We start from the raw sequence: 21,431 nt of genomic DNA, 5'->3' as shown, positions 1-21,431 counted from the left end.
CAGAAAGGGAGCAAGCATGAAGGTCCACACCTTCGGCAAGATGGCGGCGGCGGGCTTCGGCGCGGCACTCGCCGTCGTCATGGCCGCCACCCCGGCCGCCGCCGACCCGTCGCCGGCCACCGACTACCGCGTCCTGGCCGGTGTCGGCTCGGACACCACCCAGGACGTGATGAACGGCCTGGGCAACGTCATCACCTCCGGCGGTGGCAAGGTCGTCGCCTCCTGGGACGCCCGGGGCACCGACACCATCAAGGTCAAGTCGGCCGGCTGCACCCTCAACCGGCCGAACGGCTCCGGCAACGGCCGGCGCGCCCTGCGGGCGGCCAACGGCGAGAACCTGGGCGGCACCAACGGCGGCCCCGGCTTCTACGAGGGCGCCGACATCCGCAACTGCGTCGACTACGCCCGCTCGTCGTCGTACGGCGGTGGCGGCACCCCGTCGAGCACCGGCAACTACACCTACATCCCGTTCGGCGTCGACGCCGTCTCGCTGGCCGTCAACCAGAACGGCGACCTGCCGTTCAACATGTCGTTCGCCCAGATCCAGCGGGTCTACAAGTGCTTCGACACCACCGTCGCCGGCAACCCGGTGCAGCCCCGGACCATCCAGGCCGGCTCCGGCACCTGGGAGTTCTGGATGAGCAAGATGCAGATCAACGAGACCGAGATCGGCCTCGGTGACTACCCGTGCCTCACCGGGCCGCCCCGGACCCAGGAGCACGACGGCTCGGCGCTGACCGGCAACCTGACCCACGTCGTGCCGTTCTCCTCCGGCCAGTTCGTGGCCCAGAGCAACGTCACCGCCATCGCCAACCTGACCGGCGTACCGGTCACCGACCGGCGCGGCGCCGCCCGCCTCGTCGGCATCAGCATGCCCGGCCAGTCGGTGCAGCAGCCGCTGGTCGGCGGCACCACCAACCCCAACTTCGGGCTCCGGCGCGACGTCTACAACGTCGTACCGACCGCGAAGCTCACCGACCCGACGATCGCCGCCACGTTCGTCGGCGCCAACTCGGCGGTCTGCACCGCGACCGTCAACGACGGCGGCACCAACCGCAACGTCGTGCAGCTGTTCGGCTTCGGCCTGCGCACCACCACCCTCGACGACCTCAACGCCGCCTGCGGCTACACCAACCTGCGGTTCAACAGCTAGTTCCCCGCCGGTCCGGGCGGCCTACGGGCCGCCCGGACCGGTGCATCCGTCACGCAAAGGAAGCAAACCGATGAGCAGGCGAATCCTGGCCGCGCTGGTGACCACCGCCCTGAGCCTCTGCGCCGTCGTCGCCGGGGTGGTGCTCGTCGCCGCCGGTCCCGCGCAGGCGGCTTCGCTCGGCGAGGTGCGGCTGTCGCAGACCAGCGGCAACGTCGACGACACCCCGATGTTCGGCACGGCCGGCAGTGCGGCATGTCCCCCCGGGTACGGGGAGAACGCCGGCCTGCGGATCGGCCGTCCCGGTGGGCCGTACTCGAACCTGGGGCGTCCGCTGGGCGGCGGCGGCTTCGACACGGCCCCGGTCTCGATCGAGGCGAACCGGTCCTTCACCACCGCACTCGGTGGTGCGGCTCCGGCCGCCGGCGAATGGCTGGTCATCGTGGAGTGCTTCAGCCTCACCGAGGGCCGGCACCCCGACGAGTTCCAGACCAGCATCCAGGTCTGCGGAACCGGATGGCGGGTCGGCACCGACTGCACCGCGACCGCCACCCAGACCACCCTCCTCGTCGAACCCGCCAACCGGGTCGCGGCCGGGGCGCCCGTCACGCTCACCGCGACCGTCACACCGCCCGTACCCGGCACCGTCGCCTTCCGCCGGGCCACCGACTCGGGCAACGGCATCAGCGGCGAACTCGGCACCGTGCCGGTCACCGACACCGGCACCGCGGTTCTCCAGACCAGCGACCTGCCACTGTTCAACGCGAGCAAGGTCGAGTACAGCCTGATCGCGACGTTCACCCCCACCAACAGCGAGACGCACGCGGTCTCCGCCGCCAACCAGCCACTCGTCGTCTACGTCGGCGCCGAACCGGTCACCGTCGACCTCACCGTCGACCCGGCCAGCCCGGCGCCGAGCGGCGGCCAGCCCGTGCTCACCGCGACCGTCGACCCCGCCGGCGCGGCCGGCACCGTGACCTTCGAACGGCGCGACTCCGGCGAGGCCGCCTTCGCCCCGGTGCAGGACGTGCCGGTCGCCGACGGCCGGGCCACCCTCACCATGACCGGCCTCGCCGACGGCGCGTACGACCTCCAGGCGACCTTCCGGCCGGCCGACGCCGACCGCCACACGCAGGCGGTGTCGAACAGCGTCAACGGCTACCGGATCGGTGCCGACGGCCTGCCGGCCACCGACACGACCACCACCCTGACCGTCACCCCCGACGGCAGCCAGCCCGCCGACACCCCGCTGACCCTGACCGCGACGGTCGCCCCGAACAGCGCCACCGGAACCGTCCGCTTCCTCGACGGCCAGACCGAACTCGGCACCGCCGCCGTGGCGCAGGGCACCGCGGCCTTCACCGCCACCCTGGCGGTCGGCACCCATTCGCTCAAGGCGGTGTTCACCCCGGCCGACGCCACCGCGTACCGGCCGTCGGAGTCGGCGGTCCGGACCGTGGAGATCACCGCCCACGACCCGGGCGGCGACCCGGACGACCCGGGTGACGACCCCGGCGGTGACCCCGACGGCGGGGGCGGCATGCTGCCCAAGACCGGTATCTCGCTGATCACCTTCGGGATGGCCGGCCTGTCCCTGGTCGGTGCCGGCTCCGGCGCGATGCTGCTGACCCGGCGGCGGCGCCCCGAACCGGCCCCGGTCACCTGGCCGGACGGCCCGGCCGGCACCGGCGCACCGGACCCGTCCGTCGGGAACGGGCCGGACCGGTGACCACCGCAACACCGACGACACCACCCGGTGCCGCCCCGTCCAGGACGGGGCGGCTCGGTTTCTACCTGCCGGGCACCGCCCTGACCATCCTGGCCATGCTCACGCTCGGCTTCGTCGTCCACCTCACCCTGGTCTCGCACCTCCAGTACGCCCGCGGCCAGCAGACGCTCTACTCCGACTACCGTGCCGAACTCGCCCGCGGCACCGCCCCCGTCGGCCAGACCCGGCTCGAGTTCACCGACGGCATCGCCGGCGACGAACGGATCGTCGAGACCGGCTCCCCGGTCGCGGTGCTGCGGATACCGGCCATCGGGCTGCGGGCCGTCGTCCTCGAGGGCAGCGACGCCGAGGTGCTGCGCGACGGCCCCGGCCACCGCCGCGACACCGTGCTGCCCGGCCAGCCCGGCACCAGCGTCGTCATGGGCCGCCAGGCCGCGTACGGCGGCCCGTTCCGGGACCTGGACCTGCTCATCCCCGGCGACCTGGTCACCGTCGTCACCGGGCAGGGCGAGCACAGCTACCGGGTCACCGGAACCCGCCGCCCCGGCGACCCGACCCCGCCGCGACTGCCGTCCGGCGCCGGACGGCTCACGCTGATCACCGCCGACGGCGACCGGTACCTGCCACAGGACCTGCTCCGGGTCGACGCCGACCTGGTGTCACCGGCCCAACCCGCCCCGGCCCGCAGGTTCGGCGCCGCCTCGCTGCCCGCCGCCGAGCAGCCGATGGCGACCGACCCGGACGCCTGGACCCCGCTGATGCTGTGGAGCCAGGCACTGCTGCTGGCCACCCTCGCCGTCGCCTACCTGCGCGGCCGGTGGGGCGGCTGGCCGGCGTGGACCGTCGGCGTGCCGCTGGTCGCCGCCCTCGGCGGCGCCGCCGCGGACCAGGTCGCCCGACTCCTGCCCAACCTGCTGTAACCACCCCGACCGGAAGGCGCCGCGGTGACCCAGACCACCGACCCGACCCTCGTCGACCCCGTCCCGGCCCCCGAACTGGCCACATTGGACGCACGTGACGTGTCCGCCTGGTTCGGCGACCACAAGGTCCTCGACCGGGTGTCGCTGACCATGCCCGCCGGCCGGGTCACCGCACTCATCGGCCCGTCCGGCTGCGGCAAGTCGACCTTCCTGCGCATCCTCAACCGGATGCACGAACTCGTCCCCGGCGCGTCACTGGCCGGCGAGGTGCTGCTCGACGGCCACGACCTCTACTCCCCGGACCGCCGGCTCACCGACGCCCGCCGCCAGGTCGGCATGGTCTTCCAGAAACCGAACCCGTTTCCCACCATGTCCATCTACGACAACGTCGTCGCCGGCCTGCGACTCACCGGCACCCGGGTCGGCCGCGCCGCCCGCGACGACCTGGTCGAGGAAAGCCTCACCAAGGCCGGCCTGTGGCGCGAGGTACGCGACCGGCTCCGCTCACCCGGCGGGGCCCTGTCCGGCGGGCAGCAGCAACGGCTCTGCATCGCCCGGTCCCTCGCCGTACGTCCCCGCGTGCTGCTGATGGACGAACCGTGCTCGGCACTCGACCCGACCTCGACCCGCCGCATCGAGGAGACGATCGCCGAACTCGCCGACGAGGTCACCATCGTCATCGTCACGCACAACATGCAACAGGCGGCCCGGGTGTCCCACCGGTGCGCGTTCTTCCTCGCCGCACACGGCACCCCCGGTGTCATCGTCGAACATGGACCGACCGAGCTGATGTTCGACCGGCCACAGGACCAGCGCACCGCCGACTATGTGAACGGCCGATTCGGGTGAGCCGGCCCCGCCTTCAGGCGGCACCCAGTGTTCTCCTTCCGCACGTCCGGCGGAGATGTTGGCCTGAATGCCGGGTCACTGCCCGTGTAGAGCCTCATTGCCGGTCGGACCAGCAGGGTCCGGCCGGCACCATCACCCTCACGAGAGGAAGTGATTCATGAGCAAGCGTGTCTTGGCTCGGGCGGTCGCGCTGTTGGGGGCAGCCGCGCTCGCCGGCGGCGTCCTCGTCGGTGTCGCCGGTCCCGCGCAGGCGGCTTCGCTCGGCGAAGTGCAGTTGTCGCAGACCAGCGGCAACGTCAACGACACCCCGATGTTCGCCACCGCCGGCAGCGCCGCCTGCCCGACCGGGTACGGCGAGAACGCCGGCCTGCGGGTCGGCCGGCCGGGTGGGCCGTACTCGAACCTGGGTCGTCCGTTGGGTGGTGGCGGGTTCGACGCCGCTCCGGTGTCGATCGAGGCCAACCGGTCGTTCACCACGGCGCTGGGCGGCACGGCTCCGGCGGCCGGTGAGTGGTGGGTCATCGTCGAGTGCTTCAGCCTCACCGAGGGCCGGCACCCCGACGAGTACCGCACCGCGATCGTCGTCACCGGCGACACCTGGCGCATCCCGGTCGCCGAGGCGACCTCGACCGCGCTGGCCGTCGTGCCGGCGAGCCCGGTCGAGCAGGGCACCGAGGTCACCCTCACCGCCACCGTCACCCCGAACACCGCCACCGGCACCGTCGAGTTCCGCCGGGGCGCCTCGGTGATCGGCTCGGCCCCGGTCTCGGCCGGCACCGCCACCCTCACCACGACCGCGCTCCCGGTCGGCACCCACTCGCTGACCGCGGCGTTCGTGCCGTCGGACGCGACCGTCTTCGGCGCGTCCACCTCCTCGTCCACCTCGTTCACCATCCAGCCCGGCGACGATGTGATCACCAAGCAGCAGGAGATCATCGCCGACGTGGCCCCGGGTGCGTTCACCCTCGACCTCGCCGGTGATACCGCCATCCTGGCCGGCGGCTCCGTCGGCGGCAACGCCACCGGCGCGCTCCAGGGCGCCACCGTCACCGACCTTCGGGGCAGCAACGCCGGTTGGGACCTGACCGGCCAGCTCGCCGACTTCGTCGGACCCGACGCGACCATCGCCGGCGGCAACCTGTCCTGGACGCCGTCGGCCAGCAAGACCAGCGGCTCCGGCGCGGTCACCGCGGGAACCGCGGCCGACCTCGGCGACACCCGCACGCTGTGCTCGTCGGCGGCCGGTGCCAGCGCGGGCGTCTTCGCCTGCGGCGCCGACCTCGACCTCGCCATCCCCGACAACGTGGCGCCGGGGGAGTACAAGGCGACCCTGACCCTGACCCTGGCCTGACCTTTCCGCAACCGGGGGATGCCGGGCCCGCCGGGCCCGGCATCCCCACCACCGTTGCCGGACCGACTCCACGGAGCCGCTGACATGACCCACTCCCGTGCCACCCGCCTGGTCGTCCGGCTGCTCGTCGGGTCGGCCGTCATCCTCGGCGCCACCGGTCCGGCCGCCGCCGCGCCCGCCCCGCCACCGGCGCTGCCCGGGTACGCCCCGGCCGAGGAGTTCCGGTGGAGCGTGCAGCCGTCGAGCCCGCGCGGACCGAACGGGCGCAACGAGTTCGCGTACGAGCTCAACCCCGAGGAGAAGATCACCGACTGGGTCGCGGTCAGCAACCTCACCGGAAAGCCGCTGACCGTCAACGTGTACGCGACCGACGCCTTCACCGCCCCGGACGGCGGATTCGCCCTGCTGACCGCCGACGAGCCGGCCACCGGCGTCGGAAGCTGGGTCACCCTGCCGAAGAAGTCGTACACGGTGCCGGCCGGCAAGCGGGCCGACGTCCCGTTCGAACTCGCGGTACCGGCCAACGCGAGCCCCGGCGACCACATCGGTGGCGTGATCGCCTCGGTCAACACCGAGGAACGGCAGGAGGACGGGCAGACCGTCAACGTCGAGCGACGCATCGCCGCCCGGATCTACCTGCGGGTCGCCGGCCCGGTCGAACCGGCCGCCCTGATCTCCGCCCTGGACGTCGACTATGCCAACCCGCCGCTGTCGCTCGGCGGCGACATGACGGTGACGTACCGGATCGCCAACGACGGCAACGTCCGCTTCTCCGGCAAGGCCCGGGTCCAGGTCACCGGACCGTTCGGGATACGCGTCGCCAACAGCGAGGTCATCGACATCCCCGAGCTGCTGCCCGACTCGGAACTGCGCCTGACGCAACGGTTCCCCGGCGTGTTCCCGGCCGGCCTGCTGACCACCACCGTCACCGTCAACCCGGAGGAGAGCGGCGCGCCGCTGCCCTCGCTGAGCCGCGACTCGGCGCTGTGGGCGGTGCCGTGGCCGCTGGCGGCCGGGCTGCTGCTGGCCGGGGCGCTGCTGCTCGGCTGGTGGCTGCGAAACCGGCGCTGGCACCGCATCGTCGCCGCCGGCGGCTTCGACGCCACGCCGGAGGCGGCGCCGACCGTCCGACCGGTGGCGTCATGACACCGGCCGGCCGCGCCCCGCGTCCGGCCAACCGGGCGGCCGTCCCACGGGTCGCGGTGGGGCTCCTGCTCACCGCCGGGATGACCGGTGCGGCCACGGCCACCGCCGCGCCGGCCGCGCCCGTGCCGCCGGCCGTGGTCTCGGCCGCCCTCGGGGCACCGCTGGCCGGCGGATTCCGGGCCGTGTCGGCGGCGCCCGACTCCGGGACCGCGCGCCGGACGGAGGTCACGGTGTCGATCGCACCGGCGCCGACCACGCCCGGACCCACCCCCACCGGCCCGGAACCGACCCCCACCGGGACCCCCGGCCCGGGGCCGACCGGCACCCCCGCGCCACCGACCCCGTCGGTGTCACCCGACCCCGGCGGCCGGCTCCCGCAGACCGGGCTCGCCATCGGCGGCATCCTGGTCCTCGGCGCGGCCCTGGTCGGCGCCGGCGCCGGGCTGCGTACGCTCAGCCGCCGCAGGTGAATCCGCCGGGGGCGTCCCGGACGCCGTGCCGTACGCCGAAGTCGCCGGCGCCCGGCCGGGCGGACCGGAGAGAGCCCGCCCGACCTGGTGCCGTCAGTTGCCGCGTACCTCGGCGGCGGCCGCGACCAGGTGCCGCAGCGACGCCTCGACCTCGGGGTAGCCGCGGGTCTTCAGGCCGCAGTCCGGGTTGACCCACACCCGCCGGGCCGGCACGGCCGCGACGGCGCGGCGCAGCGCCTCGACCACCTCGGCGTGGGACGGCACCCGTGGCGAGTGGATGTCCCACACCCCGGGGCCGACACCCCGGCGGTAGCCGACCGCGGCGAGGTCGTCGAGGACCTCCATCCGGGAACGGGACGCCTCGATGCTGGTCACGTCCGCGTCGAGGGCGTCGATCGCGGTGATCACCTCGCCGAACTCGGAGTAGCACAGGTGGGTGTGGATCTGGGTGTCGTCGGCGACGCCGCTGGTGGCCAGGCGGAAGGCCGCCACCGCCCAGTCCAGGTAGGTCTTCTGGTCGGCCCCGCGCAGGGGCAGGGTTTCCCGTAGCGCCGGCTCGTCGACCTGGATGACCCTGATCCCGGCCGCCTCCAGGTCGTGGCACTCGTCCCGCAGGGCGAGCGCGACCTGGTCGGCGGTGTCGGCCAGCGGCTGGTCGGTGCGGACGAACGACCAGGCGAGGATGGTGACCGGGCCGGTGAGCATGCCCTTGACCGGCCGGCTCGTCAGCGACTGGGCGTACGTCGACCAGGCGACGGTCATCGGCGCCTTACGGGTCACGTCGCCGTGGATGACCGGCGGTCGCACGCAGCGGGAGCCGTAGGACTGCACCCAGCCGTGCTCGGTGGCGGCGAACCCGTCGAGTTGCTCGCCGAAGTACTGCACCATGTCGTTGCGTTCCGGTTCGCCGTGCACGAGCACGTCCAGACCGAGCCGCTCCTGGAGCCGGATGACGTGCTCGATCTCGGCGCGCATCCGCCGGGTGTAGCCGGCCTCGTCGAGGGTGCCGGCCCGGTGGGCGGCGCGCGCCCTACGCAGCTCGACGGTCTGCGGGAACGACCCGATGGTGGTGGTGGGCAGTTCCGGCAGCCCCAGCCGCTCCTGCTGGCGGGCGGCGCGGTCGGCGTGGTCACCGCGCCGCCGGTCGGCGGGACCGAGCGCGGCGAGCCGGGCCCGTACGTCGTCGTGCCGCCACGCCGCCGGCGCCGGGCGCGGCGGTGCCGGCAGGTGCCCGGTGCCGTCGCGCACCGCGCGGCCGAGCAGGACGACCTCGTCCACCTTCTGCCGGGCGAACGCGAGCCGCTCGTACAGGTGCGGGTCGAGGCGGGTCTCGACGGACAGGTCGACCGGGACGTGCAGCAACGAGCAGGACGTGGCGACGGCGACGTGGTCGGCGAGCCCGGCGACCGCCGCCCCGGCGGTCGCCGCGGCACGCAGGTCGGTACGCCAGATGTTCCGTCCGTCGACCAGGCCGGCGACGATGGTCCTGCCGCGCAGTGGCCCCGCGGCGGCGAGCCGGTCGAGGTTGCCCCGCCCGGCGACCAGGTCCACGCCGATCGCCTCGACCGGCGTGTCCAGCAGGGCCGGCAGGGCCTCGCCCAGCTCGCCGAAGTAGGTGGCCACGAAGATCCGTGGCCGGTGTTCGATCCCACCGAGCCGGGTGTAGGCGCGGCGCAGCGCGTCGATCTCCGCCGGGGCGCGGTCGGCGACGTACGCGGGCTCGTCCAGCTGCACCCAGGCCACCCCGGCGTCGGCCAGGGCGGTGAGGATCCCGGCGTACGCCTCGACCAGGTCGTCGAGGCGGGCGAACGGATCGTCGCCCTTGGCCAGCAGCAGGAACGTGGCCGGCCCGACCAGCACCGGCCGGGTGGTGATGCCCAATTCGCGGGCCTCGCCGTACTCGCGCAGCGCCTTGGCCGGGTCGGCGACGAAGGCGGTGTCCGGGCCGATCTCCGGCACCAGGTAGTGGTAGTTGGTGTCGAACCACTTGGTCAGTTCCAGCGCCGGCTCGGCGTCGACGCCACGGGCCATGGCGAAGTAGGTGTCCAACTCGGACAGTCCGAGCCGGGCGAACCGGTCCGGAACCGCGCCGACGGCGACGGCGGTGTCGAGCATGTGGTCGTAGTAGGAGAAGGTGTTCGACGGGATCGCGTCGAGACGGGCGTCCCGCAGCGCCCGCCAGACCTCGGCGCGTAGCCCGGCGGCGGTGCGCTCCAGTTCGCCGGCGTCGACGGTGCCGGCCCAGTAGGCCTCGACGGCCCTCTTCAGCTCTCGGTCGGTGCCGATGCGCGGATAGCCGAGCACGGTGCTCTGGCCGAATGCGGTGCTCAACGGTGGGTCCTTCCCTCGAGGTGCCCGGCGGGGCACGGGAGGGGGAAGGCAGGGTACGGGTCGGTACCGGCTTCCGCCCTGGCCCTCCCGAGAGGCCGCCGGCGGCGCACACCGGCGGCGTGCGCGGCGCTGGCAGGTCTTCGGACTCGTGGGCGTGACCCGATGGTCGCCTACTGGCCGTCGCTTCCCAGACCTCGCGGTCCAGTGCTCTGTTGACGGCGTTCGTTCCCACTCACCGCTGCGGGGCAGTCCCGGTCTCGCACCGGGTTCCCTCTTACGACGCCCCACCCTCACGGGTCGGGCGAACCAGCACCGTCCGACATCGTACGGGCCTTCGGGCGGTGCCCGGGTGACGGTGTCCGACGTACGGGACGGCAGGGGTGCCACTTTGCGGTTTCCGCAAACTTCTTTGTCAACCCGTCCGGGGTGCGGCATGTTGGCGCCGGAGGTGGTCACCTCCGGCACTAACGAACCCGAGGGTGGTAACCATGGACGCGAAGTTCTGGGACGACAGGTACCTCAGCCGGGAACGGCTCTTCAGCGGCAACCCCAACGGCGTCCTCGTCGCCGAGGTGGCCGACCTGCCGCCGGGGCGGGCCCTCGACCTCGGATGCGGCGAGGGTGCCGACGCGCTCTGGCTGGCCCGGCGCGGCTGGCAGGTGACCGCCGTCGACATCTCGGACGTGGCCCTGCGCCGCGCCGCGACCGGGGACGACACCGGCCGGGTGACATGGACCCGGGTCGACCTGGCCACCGAGCCACCACCGGCCGGCCCGTTCGACCTGGTCTCGGCCCAGTACTTCCCGCTGCGCCGCGAACCGGGCCACGCCGTACTGCACAGCCTGCTGGCCACGGTCGCACCCGGCGGAACCCTGCTCGTCGTCAGTCACGATCTGGCCGATCTTCCGCCGCGGCACGACCTCGACGTCGACCCGGCCGACTTCTACCAACCCGGAGAGGTCGCCGGGCTGCTCGACGACGACTGGGCCGTCCTGGTCGACGAGATCCGGCCACGGACGGTTCCCGCGCCGCCGGGGACGCACCACCGCAACGACACCGTCCTGCGGGCGCGACGGGAGCCGTCGCGACCCTGACCGGCCGCCGGCCCGACGGGTGGCGCCGACCCGTCGGGCACGCGGGTGCGGGCCCGCGGCGGTCCGGGCTGTTGCATCCGGTACCCGGGTACAGGCTTACCGTCGGATGGCCGGCGCCGACCCGGCACCGGAACCGCCCGTACGAGGAGGCTGTGATGCCGTTCGTCGTCCCGGACACCTGTACCCTGCCCACCGCCGACCGGCCACCCCGGCTGGCCGAGTTCGACGCCCTGCTCACCACCGCCGTGCGCGCCGTCGAGTCGCTCACCCCGACCCACGCCCGACTCAGCCTGGCCGGCCCGCCCGACCTCGAAACGGCGGTACGGGATCTCACCGCGCGCGAAGCGAGCTGCTGCTCGTTCTTCACCTTCACCGTCAGCCCGGCCCACGACGACAGCCCGCTGACCCTCGACGTACGGGTGCCACCCGGCCACGCCGACGTACTGCGGTCCCTGGTCGGCCGGGCCGCCGCGGCCGCGCCCGGGCCGGCCCGGTGACCCCCGGGCTACGCAGCGGCGAGGTCGCCGAACAGGCCGGGGTGAACATCCAGACCCTGCGCTACTACGAGCGCCGGGGCCTGCTCGCCGAACCGGCCCGCTCCAACGGCGGCCACCGGCTCTACCCGCCGGACACCGTCGCCCTGCTCCAGGTGATCAAGGCGGCGCAGCGGCTCGGATTCACCCTCGACGAGGTGGCCGACCTTCTCGACACCGGCCGCCGCCGGCACCCGACCGCCGACCTGCGACAGCGCGCGATCGACAAGATCGCCGAGATCGACGCGCGGATCGCCGACCTGAACGCCATCCGGACGACCCTGGTCGAGGTCGTCGACGCCCGCTGCGACAGCCTCACCGACTGCACCTGCGCCGACTGCCCGATCCCGTTCCTGACCATCGGCAGCGCCGCCGACCCCGACGGAGACCCCGCGTGAACCAGACCGTCCCGCCGCCCGCCACTCGCCCCGGGCACAAGCCGCACCGGACGGACGGCGACCCGCCCACCCGCAGCAAGATCACCGGCGGCCTCGCCGCCCTCGCCTGCGCCGCCTGCTGCGTCATCCCCCTGCTCATCGCGACCGGCGTGGTCACCGCCGCCGGCGCGGCCGTACTCAGGAATGCCCTTCTCGCCGTCTCCGCCGCGCTCACCGTGGCAGCTCTCGGCATGTGGTGGCTGCACCGGCAGCGCGGCACCCGGGCCGGCGCCGGGACCGGTGCCGCCGGCAACTGCGCCGGCAGCGGCTGCGGCTGCTGAACGCACGACCGGGTCCCCGGCGGCCGCACCGGGCGGCGCCGGTGACCGGGCCGCGCCCGCCCGTGATCGACGGGACCACCCGCTCCGGGCCGGACCGCGGGCCATTAGGATCGGCGGCGATGAGATCCGGGGCGCCATGGCGGTTGCGGCAACACCTCCGTCGCCTGTGCCTGCTCACCGCCGTCCTCGTCGGCATGATCATCGTTCATCCCGGCATCTGCGGCACGTGCCCGGCCGATCACCATGGCTCCCATCCCGCCGGCTCGGCCACCGTCGTGCTGGACGCACTCTCCAACCAGCACTGCGCCGCCGACTCGTCGGGCCACGACGTCCAGCGCTGCGCCGCCCTCCCGTCCGGCACCGCGGCACCCGAGACCGCGATCCCCGCCACCCGGTCGCTCCAGTCCGCCCCCGGGGGCACGTCCGGCAGGAGCGTCGGCGAGCCGGCGGTGGGTGCACATCTGCGTCCCAGCCTGATCCGGTTGGCCGTCAGTCGAACGTAGGCAGATCTCCACAAGAGGAGTCGCACCGGCGCGCCCCCCACGCGCCCGCCCCGCCGGCCCGGCCGGAAGTCCTTCTGGAGACCACGATGAACACTTCCAAGCACCCACCCGAACGGCTACGGCCGGTCCGGCCGCGCTGGCCGGTACGGGCGCTGGTCCGGGCGGTCGCCGCCGGGCTCGCGGTCGTCACCCTGGGCACGCCCGCCCTCGCGGTTCCCCCCGAGCCGCCGCCGTCCGGGCACGGAACCGACGGGCCGCCGCTGCTTCGGGACGTACTCGAATCCACCAACCGGGAGTTCGTGAAGGCCAAGGCGGCACTCGAGGAATCCCGCGCCCGGCAGCTGCATCTCACCCTCGAGCTGAACAAGGCCGAACACGACCTGGAAGGTCTGAGCGGTCAGGTCCAGGTCATGGGTGCCCAGTCCTACCGGGACGGGCGCCTGCAGGCGGCGGCCGTCATGCTCAACAGCGCCACACCGGACTCCTTCCTGTCCCGAATGATCATGCTCGAAGAACTGAACATGGTGAACGCGAGGAAGGTCCGCGACCTCAACGCCGCCAGGTCCCGCGCCGAGCAGGCCAAGCAGGCCATCGACGCCGAGGTCGCCCAGCAGCAGCGGCAGCACGCCCTCATGGGCAAGCAGAAACGCGACGCCGAGAAGGAACTCGCACTGCTCGGCGGCTCGGGCCTGACCGCCGGCGGACTTGTCGTGGCCGACTCGCCGGTGGCCCGCCCGGCCCCGAACGGTGGCAACGGGAACTGGCCGTCCGAGGCCTGCAACCAGAAGGACCCGACGACCTCCGGCTGCCTGACCCGCCGCACCCTGCACGCGTACAACGAGGTCAAGCGGGCCGGCTTCAACCGGTTCGTCGGCTGTTTCCGCACCGGCGACCGCTGGGAGCATCCGAAGGGACGCGCCTGCGACTGGTCGCTCCAGTCCCGCGGATTCAGTCCCGCCCGCACCACCGACCAGCGGCTCTACGGCAACAACCTGGCCGCCTTCCTGGTCCGCAACGCCGACCAGCTCGGCATCTACTACGTCATCTGGTACAAGCAGATCTGGATGCCGGCGACCGGCTGGCAACCGTACGTCGGAGCCTCGGACCACACCGACCACGTCCACATGTCCATGCTGTGAACGACGACCCGCCACGGGGACCCGCCCGGTCCCCGTGGCGGCCGGCCGCCGGGGTCGCCCTTACGGCCGTTGCGCGCAGCGTCCGGCGTCGATGAAGATGAGTGCCGACATGGAATCGCATCGCTGTCCATAGGAGATCGTCATGGGGGCACGAACCATGGTCAGGACCACCGCTGTTCTCCTGGTCGCCGTCGGGGTGGCCGCCGTCCTCGGGTTCACGCGGGCGCAGGAAGCCTGGAACCTGGCGGGATACACCTGGTCCAACTGAGCGCAGCTGGCCCGGCGGACCGTCAGGTGGCCCGTCGGGCCGGACCGCTCAGGGTGGAGATCTCCGCCGGGCCGAGCCGGTAGGAGACCTTGCCGGCGTGCACCGTCGCCGAGAGCGAGCGGTAGAACTCCTGCGCGTCCCTGTTCTCCAGGCCGGTCGCCCACTCCATCCGGCTGCAGTCGTGCCGCACGGCGACGGCGGCGACGTGGCTCATCAGGAGAGTTCCCAGCCCGTGGCCGCGGTGGCTCCGGCCGATGTAGAGCTCCTTGAGGTAGAGGGATCTCGTGACGCCGACCGCGGGCCACAGGAAGGTGTAGGACGCGAATCCCACCGGCTCGTCGGTATTCCTGACCAGCAGCACGTCGGCGACGGCGCGGGGGCCGAAGAGAGCCTGCTCGATCTGCGCGATCCGTCGCGCCAGCGGCTCGAACACCGTGTCGCCGTAGAAGCGGCCCATCTCCTCCATCAGGGTGGCGAGGGCCGGGACGTCCGCTGGCGTGGCTGCGCTCACCTGTGGCACGACGGTTCCTGCCCTCCCATCGACGAGGTTGTCCAGGAAGCAGGTTACGAGACCCGGCGGGGCCGGGGGCGCCCGTGGCCGCACCGGGCCACGGCGACGGGGGCGGGGGCGTCGTCTCCGACGCCCCCGCCCCCGTGGTGGGCGGTCAGCCGTGGCCGGTGGTCACCGGGTCGAAACCCGGTGGGTGCTACCCGGCGTAGGTCTCGAACTCGGCGACCCGCGGCGTACCGCTCGCGCTGGTGATCCGGAAGGTGATCTTCTTCAGCGAGGTCGGGGTGAAGCTGACGACGCCCGCCCGGCTGCCGGAGGCCAGGACGGCACCGGTGTCGTGGTTGATGACCTGCCAGTTTCCGATGGCGCCCACGGCGCCGGACGCCTCGCGGATCGAGATCCTGCCGACCCGGGTGGCGGAACCCCACTTCACCGAGATGTCACCGGTCGAGCCGGACGGCGACCAGTAGCTGCTCATGTTGCCGTCGATCACGTTGCCGTAGCTCGTCCCGCTGCCCTTGCTGGAGCCGTCGGCGCCGGCGCCGAGGCTGAGGTTGGTTCCGCCGGGCTGGGTCGGTCCGGGCGTGGGGGTGGTGGGACCGGGGGTCGGGGTCGTCGGCCCCGGCGTGGGGTTGGTCGGACCCGGGGTCGGGTTGGTCGGCGTGCAGTTGCCGTCCGACACCCGCATGCCCTTGTTGGCGCCGGCCGTCTGGCGGACGATGTCCGGCACGCAGTTCGCCCCGTCGAGGCGGTAGGAGTACGGGATGCTGACGGTGGTGTTGGACTGCGGGTTGGGGCCGGCCGGGTAGTTGTCGCTGCCCTGGCTGGACCAGGTCACGTTGTCGAAGATGTTGCCGGCGACCTGCCAGTAGCCGCGCTCGCTGGTGTAGAAGGTGCCGAGCACGTCCTTGGCGTTCTTGAAGTAGTTGTTCTCCACCTTGGCGCGGCCACCGGCCCGGGAGTTGATGCCGGACTCGTGGATGCCCACGTAGTGGTTGTTGTAGATGTGGGAGATGCCGCCCCGCAGCAGGGGCGTACGGGAGTCGATGTTCTCGTACAGGTTGTTGTGGTAGGTGACGTAGCCGTTCGAGCGGTCGCTCTCACTGGACCCGATCAGGCCACCCCGGCCGGAGTTGCGCAGGATGCTGTAGGACAGCGTCACGTACTGGACGTTGTCCTTCATGTCGAAGAGGCCGTCGAAGCCCTCCGACTCGCCGCCCGAGGCCTCCAGGGTGACGTGGTCGACCCAGACGTTGCGGACGTCGCTCTCCATGCCGATGGCGTCGCCGCCGTTGGACGTGGGGGAACCCGACTTCTTGACGTTCCGGACGGTCACGTTCTGGATGACGATGTTGCTGGCCTCGCGGATGTGGATGCCGATCTGGTCGAAGACGGCTCCGCCACCGACCCCGATGATCGAGACGTTGCTGATCTGCTTGAGCTCGATCACGCCGGCGGCGGTGTTGCAGCTCGAGCCGGACACCTTGGTGGTGTTGCCGTGGTTGATGGTCCCCTCGACCTGGATGATGATCGGGGTGCTGCTGCTGGCCCGGTTGCACAGGGCGGCGTGGATCGCGGTTCCCGTGGTGGCCCGTACCGTCTGTCCGCCCCGCCCGCCGGTGGTCCCGCCGTTCTGGGTCGCGTAGCCGGTGACGGTGCCCGTCGCCGCCGACGCCTGCGGCGACGGCAGGGCGACGACGATCGCGCCTCCGACGGCCGCCGTGGACAGCGCCGCCAGGAGTCGCAGTGCGACTGGTCGTCTCATCTCGCCTCTCCTTTGTCTTCGAATGCTCGTTCGCTGGTAGGGGCCGGTCAGGTCGGCGGGGCGTAGCGGTCGCCCCGGACCCCGGTGTTCCTGTCGATGAATCGGGTCGACGTCGCGTCGCGGGCACCGTGCCGGGTTCGCCGCCTCGCCGCCCGTGTCGCCATACACGGTCGGCTCGCGGTTGCGGGCACGGAGTGCCACCCGCGCGGCGATCACCGTCGGGGTGGAGTGAATCGGGGGGTGCCGGCGGCGACGGCGGTCGCCGCTACCGGGACGTTGCGGGTGTCGATCGCGGTGGTGCGGATCCCGACAGCCGGTCAGCCCCGTGCGGGGTCGATGTGGCGGCCACCCCGGGCGACGGCGGGCCGAGGTCCGCGCCGACCGCGTCGGCGGGGTCCGCCGGGAACGGTTTGCGTCTCATCAGAATCTCCCATGCTGTGATGGCGGAGCGGACACCGCCGTACTGCCCGCGCCGCTGGTGGCATCGCCCGATATGCCCTCGCCCGGCTCCACAATGAAACATCAATGAAACGCAATCGTAGGAAAGCGGTTTCCATGAATGCAATAGTTACTGTTTGCAGGTTTTTTGCAGTCCGTCCCGGTCGGGACGTGCCGAACCGCGGGTGCGCTGGATCAACACGACGCAGGTCAGCACCACCAGCGCCGCCACGATCGAGGCCGGCGTGACGGCCTCCGCGAGCAGCAGCGCCGACCAGATCAGGGTGAGCACCGGCTGGGCCAGCTGGACCTGGCCGACGTACGCGATGCCGCCCCGGGCCAGGCCGGCGTACCAGGCGAAGAAGCCGAGGAACATGGAGACCACGGTGAGGTAACCGAACGCCGACCAGGTCACGACGTCGGCGCGCGGGGGAGCGGCGATCGCGGCGACGGCGGTGACGGGAACGGTGACCGGCAGTGCGAGCAGCAGCGCCCAACAGATCGTGCGGGCGCCACCGAGTTCGCGGGCGAGCGCTCCGCCCTCGGCGTACCCGAGTCCACATAGGACGACCGCGGTGAGCAGGAACAGGTCGGCGGCGGACAGTGCGCCGTGGACGGCCCCGCCGGTGGTCAGGAAGGCGAGCACCGCCACCAGGCCGCCGGTGCTCGCGACCCAGAACAGCACCGGTGGTCGCTCGCCGGCCCGCAGCACCGCGAACACGGCGGTCGCCGCCGGCAGTACGGCGATGACGACCGCGCCACGCGCGGACGGCTGGGTGGTCAGCGCCAGCGAGGTGAACAGCGGGAAGCCGGCGACAACGCCGACGGCGACGACCGACAGCCGCCGCCACTGGTCGCGGGTGGGCCGTGGCGCACCGGTGAGACGCAGGTACGCGAAGGCCAGCAGCGCCGCGCCGACGGCCCGGCCGAAGGCGACGAACCACGGGTCGAGTTGCTGCACGGCGACGCGGGTGGCGGGCAGCGACAGGCTGAACGCGAGCACGCCCAGCGCGCCGAGGGAGAGGCCGGCCGCCCGGTGTGCCGTTACCGTCGTCCGGTCGGTAGCGCTACTCTGTTCATTCATGAATAACGGTAACGCCGCCGATCGCGTTATCCAAGATCTGCGTGCCCTCGTGGCCGCCGCCGAGCCCGGCACCCGGCTGCCGTCGGTGCGCGAGCTGACCGCCCGGCACCGGGCCTCGCCGGTCACCGTCGCCGGAGCGATCCGGCAGGTGGTGGCGGAAGGACTGGTCGAGACACGGTCCGGCAGAGGCACCTTCGTGGCCGCCCCGCCGCACCGGCGACCCGCTCCCGACCTGTCCTGGCAGACCGTCGCGCTCGGCCCCCGCCGGCCCGGCGAGGAGGAGATGCAGGCGTTACTGGCGTTACCATCCGCCGGGGCGATCCCGCTGTCCGGCGGTTACCCGGACGCCGATCTCCAGCCGGCCGCCGCGCTCGGCGCCGCCCTCGCCCGGGCCGCCCGGCAGCCCGCGTCGTGGCAGCGTGGACCGACCGAGGGACGGGCGGATCTGCGTGCCTGGTTCGCCCGGGAGGTCGGCGCCGGGCTGCGCGCCGACGACATGGTGATCTGCCCCGGCGGGCAGGCCGCCCTGTCGACGGCGCTGCGCGCGCTCGCCGGGCCCGGCGACACCCTGCTCGTCGAGTCCCCGACCTACCTGGGCGCGCTGGCCGCCGGCCGGGCGGCCGGACTGCGGATCGTCCCCGTGCCCGCCGACGCCGACGGCGTACGGCCCGACCAGCTCGCGGCCGCGTTCGCCCGTACCGGCGCCCGGCTGTTCTACTGCCAGCCGTTGCACGCCAACCCGCACGGCGCGACGCTGGCGGGTCACCGCCGGGACCAGGTGGCGCGGGCCGTCCGCGACGCCGAGGCGTTCCTGATCGAGGACGACTACGCCCGCGACCTGACCATCGACGGGCCGGCCCCGCCGCCACTGGCCGCCGACGACCCGGACGGGCACGTCGTCTACCTGCGCTCGCTGACCAAGTCGGCGGCTCCGGGGCTGCGGGTCGCCGCGATCGGCGCCCGTGGCCCGGCCGGCGCCCGGCTGCGGGCGGCCCGGCTGCTCGACGACCTCTACGTCGCCGGCCCGCTGCAGCAGGCCACGCTCGACTTCGTCACCGCGCCCGCCTGGACCCGGCACCGGAAGACCCTGCGCACCGCGCTGCGCGACCGCCGCGACGCGCTGCTGGCCGCGCTGGACCGTCACCTGCCGGAACTCGCCGGCCAGCCGGTCCCGCGCGGCGGACTGCACCTGTGGGTCCGCCTGCCCGACGGTACCGACGACATCGCACTGGCCGCCGCCGCGGCCGGCGAGGGCGTCGTCGTCTTCCCCGGCCGCCCCTGGTATGCGGCCGAACCCCCGGCCCCGCATCTTCGCCTCACCTACGCCGCGGCGCCACCCGACCTGATGGACGAGGCCGTACGTCGCCTCGCCCGGGCCGTCCACGCGGGAGCGGCACCCTAGCCGTCGCCGCCGCCTACCGGCGCGGTACGGCGGTGGTGAAGTTGCCGACGAGCGCGGTGACCGCCTGCCGGACCGACGCGGGCAGGTCCGACCCGGTGTCGGCGGTGAGCGCGAGGCGGTGGAGTACGCCGACCACCGCCAGCGCGAGCGGGGCGGGCTGAACGGCCGCGGCGAGGCGCCCGAGCCGTTGCTCCTCGGTCAGGTATGTGGTCACCGCGCCCTCGATGGCGTCGATGCCGCTCGTGTCGTCCCCGAGCACCGCGTGGACACGCGCGATGAGGTCCGGTCGTGCGACGAGAAGCCTGGTCAGTGCCGTGAGGGTCGCCGGCGGGGTTGCGAGGGCGGCGTCGCACAGGTTCGCGGCGATGTCGCCCGTGCCGGCCCGTTCGGGCAGCGCCGCCGCGTGGGCGGAGACCGAGAAGGTCCGGTCGACGGCGTATCCGGCCAGGAAGTCGTCGAGGTCGGCGAAGTGGGCGTACAGCAGTCCGGTCGCGACGGCGGCCTCGCCGGTGATGGCCCGGCCGTTGAGCCGGCCGGGCCCGTCGCGGACGATCACCCGCTCGACGGCGGCGAACAGGTGCTGCCTGATCTGCGGGATGGCGACACCTCTGGGCATGGCGTCCACCCTATGCGTTCCACGGCGCCCGCCGATCGCCTTGCGCCAAGTATGAGCGGATGCTCATACTGACTTTGAGCATCCGCTCATATTGGTCGGGAGTGAGGAGTGGCAGTGACGGGTGACGCGGACAGCGGCGTACGCGGGAAGCGGGTGATCGTCGTGGGAGCCGGCATCGCCGGTCTGGCCACCGCGCTCCGGCTCGCCCGGTCGGGAGCCGACGTGCTCGTGATCGAGCGCGCCCCGCACCGCCGCGGTGGCGGTTACCTGGTGAACCTGCTCGGACCGGGCTACACCGCGGCGGAGCGGCTGGGGCTGCTGCCCGCGCTGGCCGACAAGGACCTCGGGCTGTTCACCTCGATCCTGGTCAAGGCCGACGGCCGGGAGAAGTTCAGGATTCCGACCTCGATCGCGCAGGCGGCGCTCGGCCCGCGGGCGGTCTCGGTCTTCCGTGGCGACCTGGAATCCGTGCTGTACGAGGCGGTGCGTGACATCGCCGAGATCCGTTTCGGCACCACCGTGCGGGCGGTCGCCCAGGACCCCGGCGAGGTCCGGGCCACGCTGAGCGACGGCACACCGGAGCGTGCCGACCTGCTCGTCGCCGCCGACGGCCTGCACTCCGGCGTCCGCGAGATCGTGTTCGGCGCCGAGACGGATTTCCGGGTGGACTTCGGGCACCTGGTGGCCGCGTTCCCGCTCCAGCGGGTCCCGGGCGATGTCGCGGTCGGGAGCGGCACGACCTTCATCGGTCCGGGGCGGACCGCGGCGGTGGTCAACCTGGGGCCGGGACGGTCGTCGGCGTTCTTCGCCTACCGCAGCCCCGATCCGCCGGCCGAACTGGCGAGCGGGCCGGTGCGGGCCCTCACCGCGGCCTTCGCGGATCTCGGCGGGGGAGTGCCCGACGCCCTCGCCCAGTTCGAGGCCGAGCCGACCCGCGCCTACTTCGACTCGGTCAGCCAGATCGTGATGGACAGGTGGAGCCACGGCCGGGTCGTCCTGCTCGGCGACGCCGCCTGGTGCGTGACCCTTTTCGCGGGTGCCGGAGCGGCCCTGGCGCTCGCCGGCGCCGACCAACTCGGCACCGCCCTGCGCGAGCACGGCGGCGACATCCCGGCGGCGCTGGCCCGCTGGGAGGCGCTGCTGCGCCCCGAGGTCCAGCGGCGGCAGGCGCTGGCCCGCAGGGGAATGGCGCAGTATGCCCCGCCCAGCAAGGCACACGTCTGGGCCCGCGATCTGACGATTCGGGCCATCCTTCTTCCCGGTATTCGCGGTTTGGTCCAGCGCCGTATCCAGCGGGCGAACCAATAGTCGCCCGCTAACCGCCCAACGCCTGACGATTTCTCCGCCGCTAACACGGCTATATGTCCGGCAAGTTTCCGGACGGGCGCCCGGGGCTGAACATCGACGGGAGTTA

The 21,431-nt window shown here is 73.0% G+C and carries 21 protein-coding genes and 1 riboswitch; of the genes, 16 read left to right on the top strand and 5 right to left on the bottom strand.

What is annotated here, in order from left to right; all coding sequences use genetic code 11:
• The first annotated feature begins 16 nt into the window (after positions 1 to 16).
• The 7 genes from AB0I42_RS20910 to AB0I42_RS20880 all read left to right on the top strand — a co-directional run bounded on the left by AB0I42_RS20910 (position 17) and on the right by AB0I42_RS20880 (position 7,615).
• A complete protein-coding gene (locus tag AB0I42_RS20910; protein ID WP_357539210.1) occupies positions 17 to 1,153 on the top strand; it encodes a hypothetical protein in 1,137 nt (378 codons plus the stop codon).
• A gap of 70 nt (positions 1,154 to 1,223) precedes the next feature.
• Positions 1,224 to 2,879, top strand: a complete 1,656-nt coding sequence (locus tag AB0I42_RS20905; RefSeq protein WP_357539209.1) for an Ig-like domain-containing protein — start codon at positions 1,224 to 1,226, stop codon at positions 2,877 to 2,879.
• Positions 2,876 to 3,799 carry a class E sortase gene (locus AB0I42_RS20900; RefSeq protein ID WP_357539208.1) on the top strand — a complete coding sequence of 308 codons (924 nt, stop codon included), beginning with the start codon at positions 2,876 to 2,878 and terminating at the stop codon, positions 3,797 to 3,799. Before AB0I42_RS20905 ends, AB0I42_RS20900 begins: the two co-directional genes overlap by 4 nt.
• Before the next feature lie 75 nt (positions 3,800 to 3,874).
• Positions 3,875 to 4,648: a phosphate ABC transporter ATP-binding protein gene (locus AB0I42_RS20895; RefSeq protein ID WP_357539307.1), complete on the top strand. Its 774-nt coding sequence runs from the start codon at positions 3,875 to 3,877 to the stop codon at positions 4,646 to 4,648.
• 157 nt (positions 4,649 to 4,805) lie between these two features.
• Positions 4,806 to 5,999: an Ig-like domain repeat protein gene (locus AB0I42_RS20890; protein WP_357539207.1), complete on the top strand. Its 1,194-nt coding sequence runs from the start codon at positions 4,806 to 4,808 to the stop codon at positions 5,997 to 5,999.
• An 84-nt stretch (positions 6,000 to 6,083) separates the two neighbouring features.
• Positions 6,084 to 7,145: a DUF916 domain-containing protein gene (locus tag AB0I42_RS20885; RefSeq protein WP_357539206.1), complete on the top strand. Its 1,062-nt coding sequence runs from the start codon at positions 6,084 to 6,086 to the stop codon at positions 7,143 to 7,145.
• Entirely contained in the window at positions 7,142 to 7,615 is a 474-nt protein-coding gene (locus AB0I42_RS20880; RefSeq protein WP_357539205.1) for a hypothetical protein, read from the top strand. The genes AB0I42_RS20885 and AB0I42_RS20880 overlap by 4 nt, the downstream gene beginning before the upstream one ends.
• Positions 7,616 to 7,708: 93 nt before the next feature.
• Here AB0I42_RS20880 and metE read toward each other — a convergent pair whose 3' ends face one another.
• Positions 7,709 to 9,946, bottom strand: coding sequence for a 5-methyltetrahydropteroyltriglutamate--homocysteine S-methyltransferase (gene metE / locus AB0I42_RS20875; protein ID WP_357539204.1), 2,238 nt, complete (start codon positions 9,944 to 9,946; stop codon positions 7,709 to 7,711).
• A 113-nt stretch (positions 9,947 to 10,059) separates the two neighbouring features.
• A riboswitch (cobalamin riboswitch) is annotated at positions 10,060 to 10,272 on the bottom strand.
• Between the two features lie 162 nt (positions 10,273 to 10,434).
• Here metE and AB0I42_RS20870 point away from each other — a divergent pair.
• From AB0I42_RS20870 to AB0I42_RS20840, 7 genes are all read left to right on the top strand, one after another.
• Positions 10,435 to 11,040, top strand: coding sequence for a class I SAM-dependent methyltransferase (locus AB0I42_RS20870; protein WP_357539203.1), 606 nt, complete (start codon positions 10,435 to 10,437; stop codon positions 11,038 to 11,040).
• A gap of 155 nt (positions 11,041 to 11,195) precedes the next feature.
• Positions 11,196 to 11,537 (top strand): hypothetical protein, encoded by a 342-nt coding sequence (locus AB0I42_RS20865; protein ID WP_357539202.1) that lies wholly within the window; start codon positions 11,196 to 11,198, stop codon positions 11,535 to 11,537.
• On the top strand, positions 11,534 to 11,971 hold the full coding sequence (locus AB0I42_RS20860) for a MerR family transcriptional regulator (RefSeq protein WP_357539201.1): 438 nt from the start codon (positions 11,534 to 11,536) through the stop codon (positions 11,969 to 11,971). The genes AB0I42_RS20865 and AB0I42_RS20860 overlap by 4 nt, the downstream gene beginning before the upstream one ends.
• The gene (locus AB0I42_RS20855) at positions 11,968 to 12,291 is read left to right on the top strand and encodes a hypothetical protein (RefSeq protein WP_357539200.1); all 324 of its coding nucleotides are present in this window, start codon (positions 11,968 to 11,970) and stop codon (positions 12,289 to 12,291) included. The genes AB0I42_RS20860 and AB0I42_RS20855 overlap by 4 nt, the downstream gene beginning before the upstream one ends.
• A 119-nt stretch (positions 12,292 to 12,410) precedes the next feature.
• Complete coding sequence (locus tag AB0I42_RS20850) at positions 12,411 to 12,794, top strand: hypothetical protein (RefSeq protein WP_357539199.1); 384 nt, start codon at positions 12,411 to 12,413, stop codon at positions 12,792 to 12,794.
• An 86-nt stretch (positions 12,795 to 12,880) separates the two neighbouring features.
• Positions 12,881 to 13,933 (top strand): hypothetical protein, encoded by a 1,053-nt coding sequence (locus tag AB0I42_RS20845; RefSeq protein WP_357539198.1) that lies wholly within the window; start codon positions 12,881 to 12,883, stop codon positions 13,931 to 13,933.
• 142 nt (positions 13,934 to 14,075) lie between these two features.
• The gene (locus tag AB0I42_RS20840; protein WP_357539197.1) at positions 14,076 to 14,201 is read left to right on the top strand and encodes a hypothetical protein; all 126 of its coding nucleotides are present in this window, start codon (positions 14,076 to 14,078) and stop codon (positions 14,199 to 14,201) included.
• Positions 14,202 to 14,223: 22 nt separating this feature from the next.
• On the opposite strand, the gene AB0I42_RS20835 is transcribed toward AB0I42_RS20840, so the two are convergent.
• The 3 genes from AB0I42_RS20835 to AB0I42_RS20825 form a co-directional block, all read right to left on the bottom strand.
• Positions 14,224 to 14,712, bottom strand: a complete 489-nt coding sequence (locus tag AB0I42_RS20835) for a GNAT family N-acetyltransferase (RefSeq protein WP_357539196.1) — start codon at positions 14,710 to 14,712, stop codon at positions 14,224 to 14,226.
• A 196-nt stretch (positions 14,713 to 14,908) separates the two neighbouring features.
• Positions 14,909 to 16,477, bottom strand: coding sequence for a polysaccharide lyase family 1 protein (locus AB0I42_RS20830; RefSeq protein ID WP_357539195.1), 1,569 nt, complete (start codon positions 16,475 to 16,477; stop codon positions 14,909 to 14,911).
• Between the two features lie 568 nt (positions 16,478 to 17,045).
• Positions 17,046 to 17,999, bottom strand: coding sequence for a DMT family transporter (locus AB0I42_RS20825; protein WP_357539194.1), 954 nt, complete (start codon positions 17,997 to 17,999; stop codon positions 17,046 to 17,048).
• Here AB0I42_RS20825 and AB0I42_RS20820 point away from each other — a divergent pair.
• On the top strand, positions 17,998 to 19,401 hold the full coding sequence (locus tag AB0I42_RS20820) for a PLP-dependent aminotransferase family protein (RefSeq protein ID WP_357539193.1): 1,404 nt from the start codon (positions 17,998 to 18,000) through the stop codon (positions 19,399 to 19,401). The genes AB0I42_RS20825 and AB0I42_RS20820 overlap by 2 nt on opposite strands.
• A 13-nt stretch (positions 19,402 to 19,414) precedes the next feature.
• On the opposite strand, the gene AB0I42_RS20815 is transcribed toward AB0I42_RS20820, so the two are convergent.
• Positions 19,415 to 20,017: a TetR/AcrR family transcriptional regulator gene (locus AB0I42_RS20815; protein WP_357539192.1), complete on the bottom strand. Its 603-nt coding sequence runs from the start codon at positions 20,015 to 20,017 to the stop codon at positions 19,415 to 19,417.
• Positions 20,018 to 20,131: 114 nt separating this feature from the next.
• Between AB0I42_RS20815 and AB0I42_RS20810 the strand changes: the two genes are divergently transcribed.
• A complete protein-coding gene (locus AB0I42_RS20810) occupies positions 20,132 to 21,325 on the top strand; it encodes an FAD-dependent oxidoreductase (RefSeq protein WP_357539191.1) in 1,194 nt (397 codons plus the stop codon).
• Positions 21,326 to 21,431 lie beyond the last annotated feature (106 nt).

The sequence above is a fragment of the Polymorphospora sp. NPDC050346 genome, assembly GCF_040655695.1.
GTDB lineage: Bacteria > Actinomycetota > Actinomycetes > Mycobacteriales > Micromonosporaceae > Polymorphospora > Polymorphospora lycopeni.
This window is presented reverse-complemented; position numbering and strand designations above follow the sequence as displayed.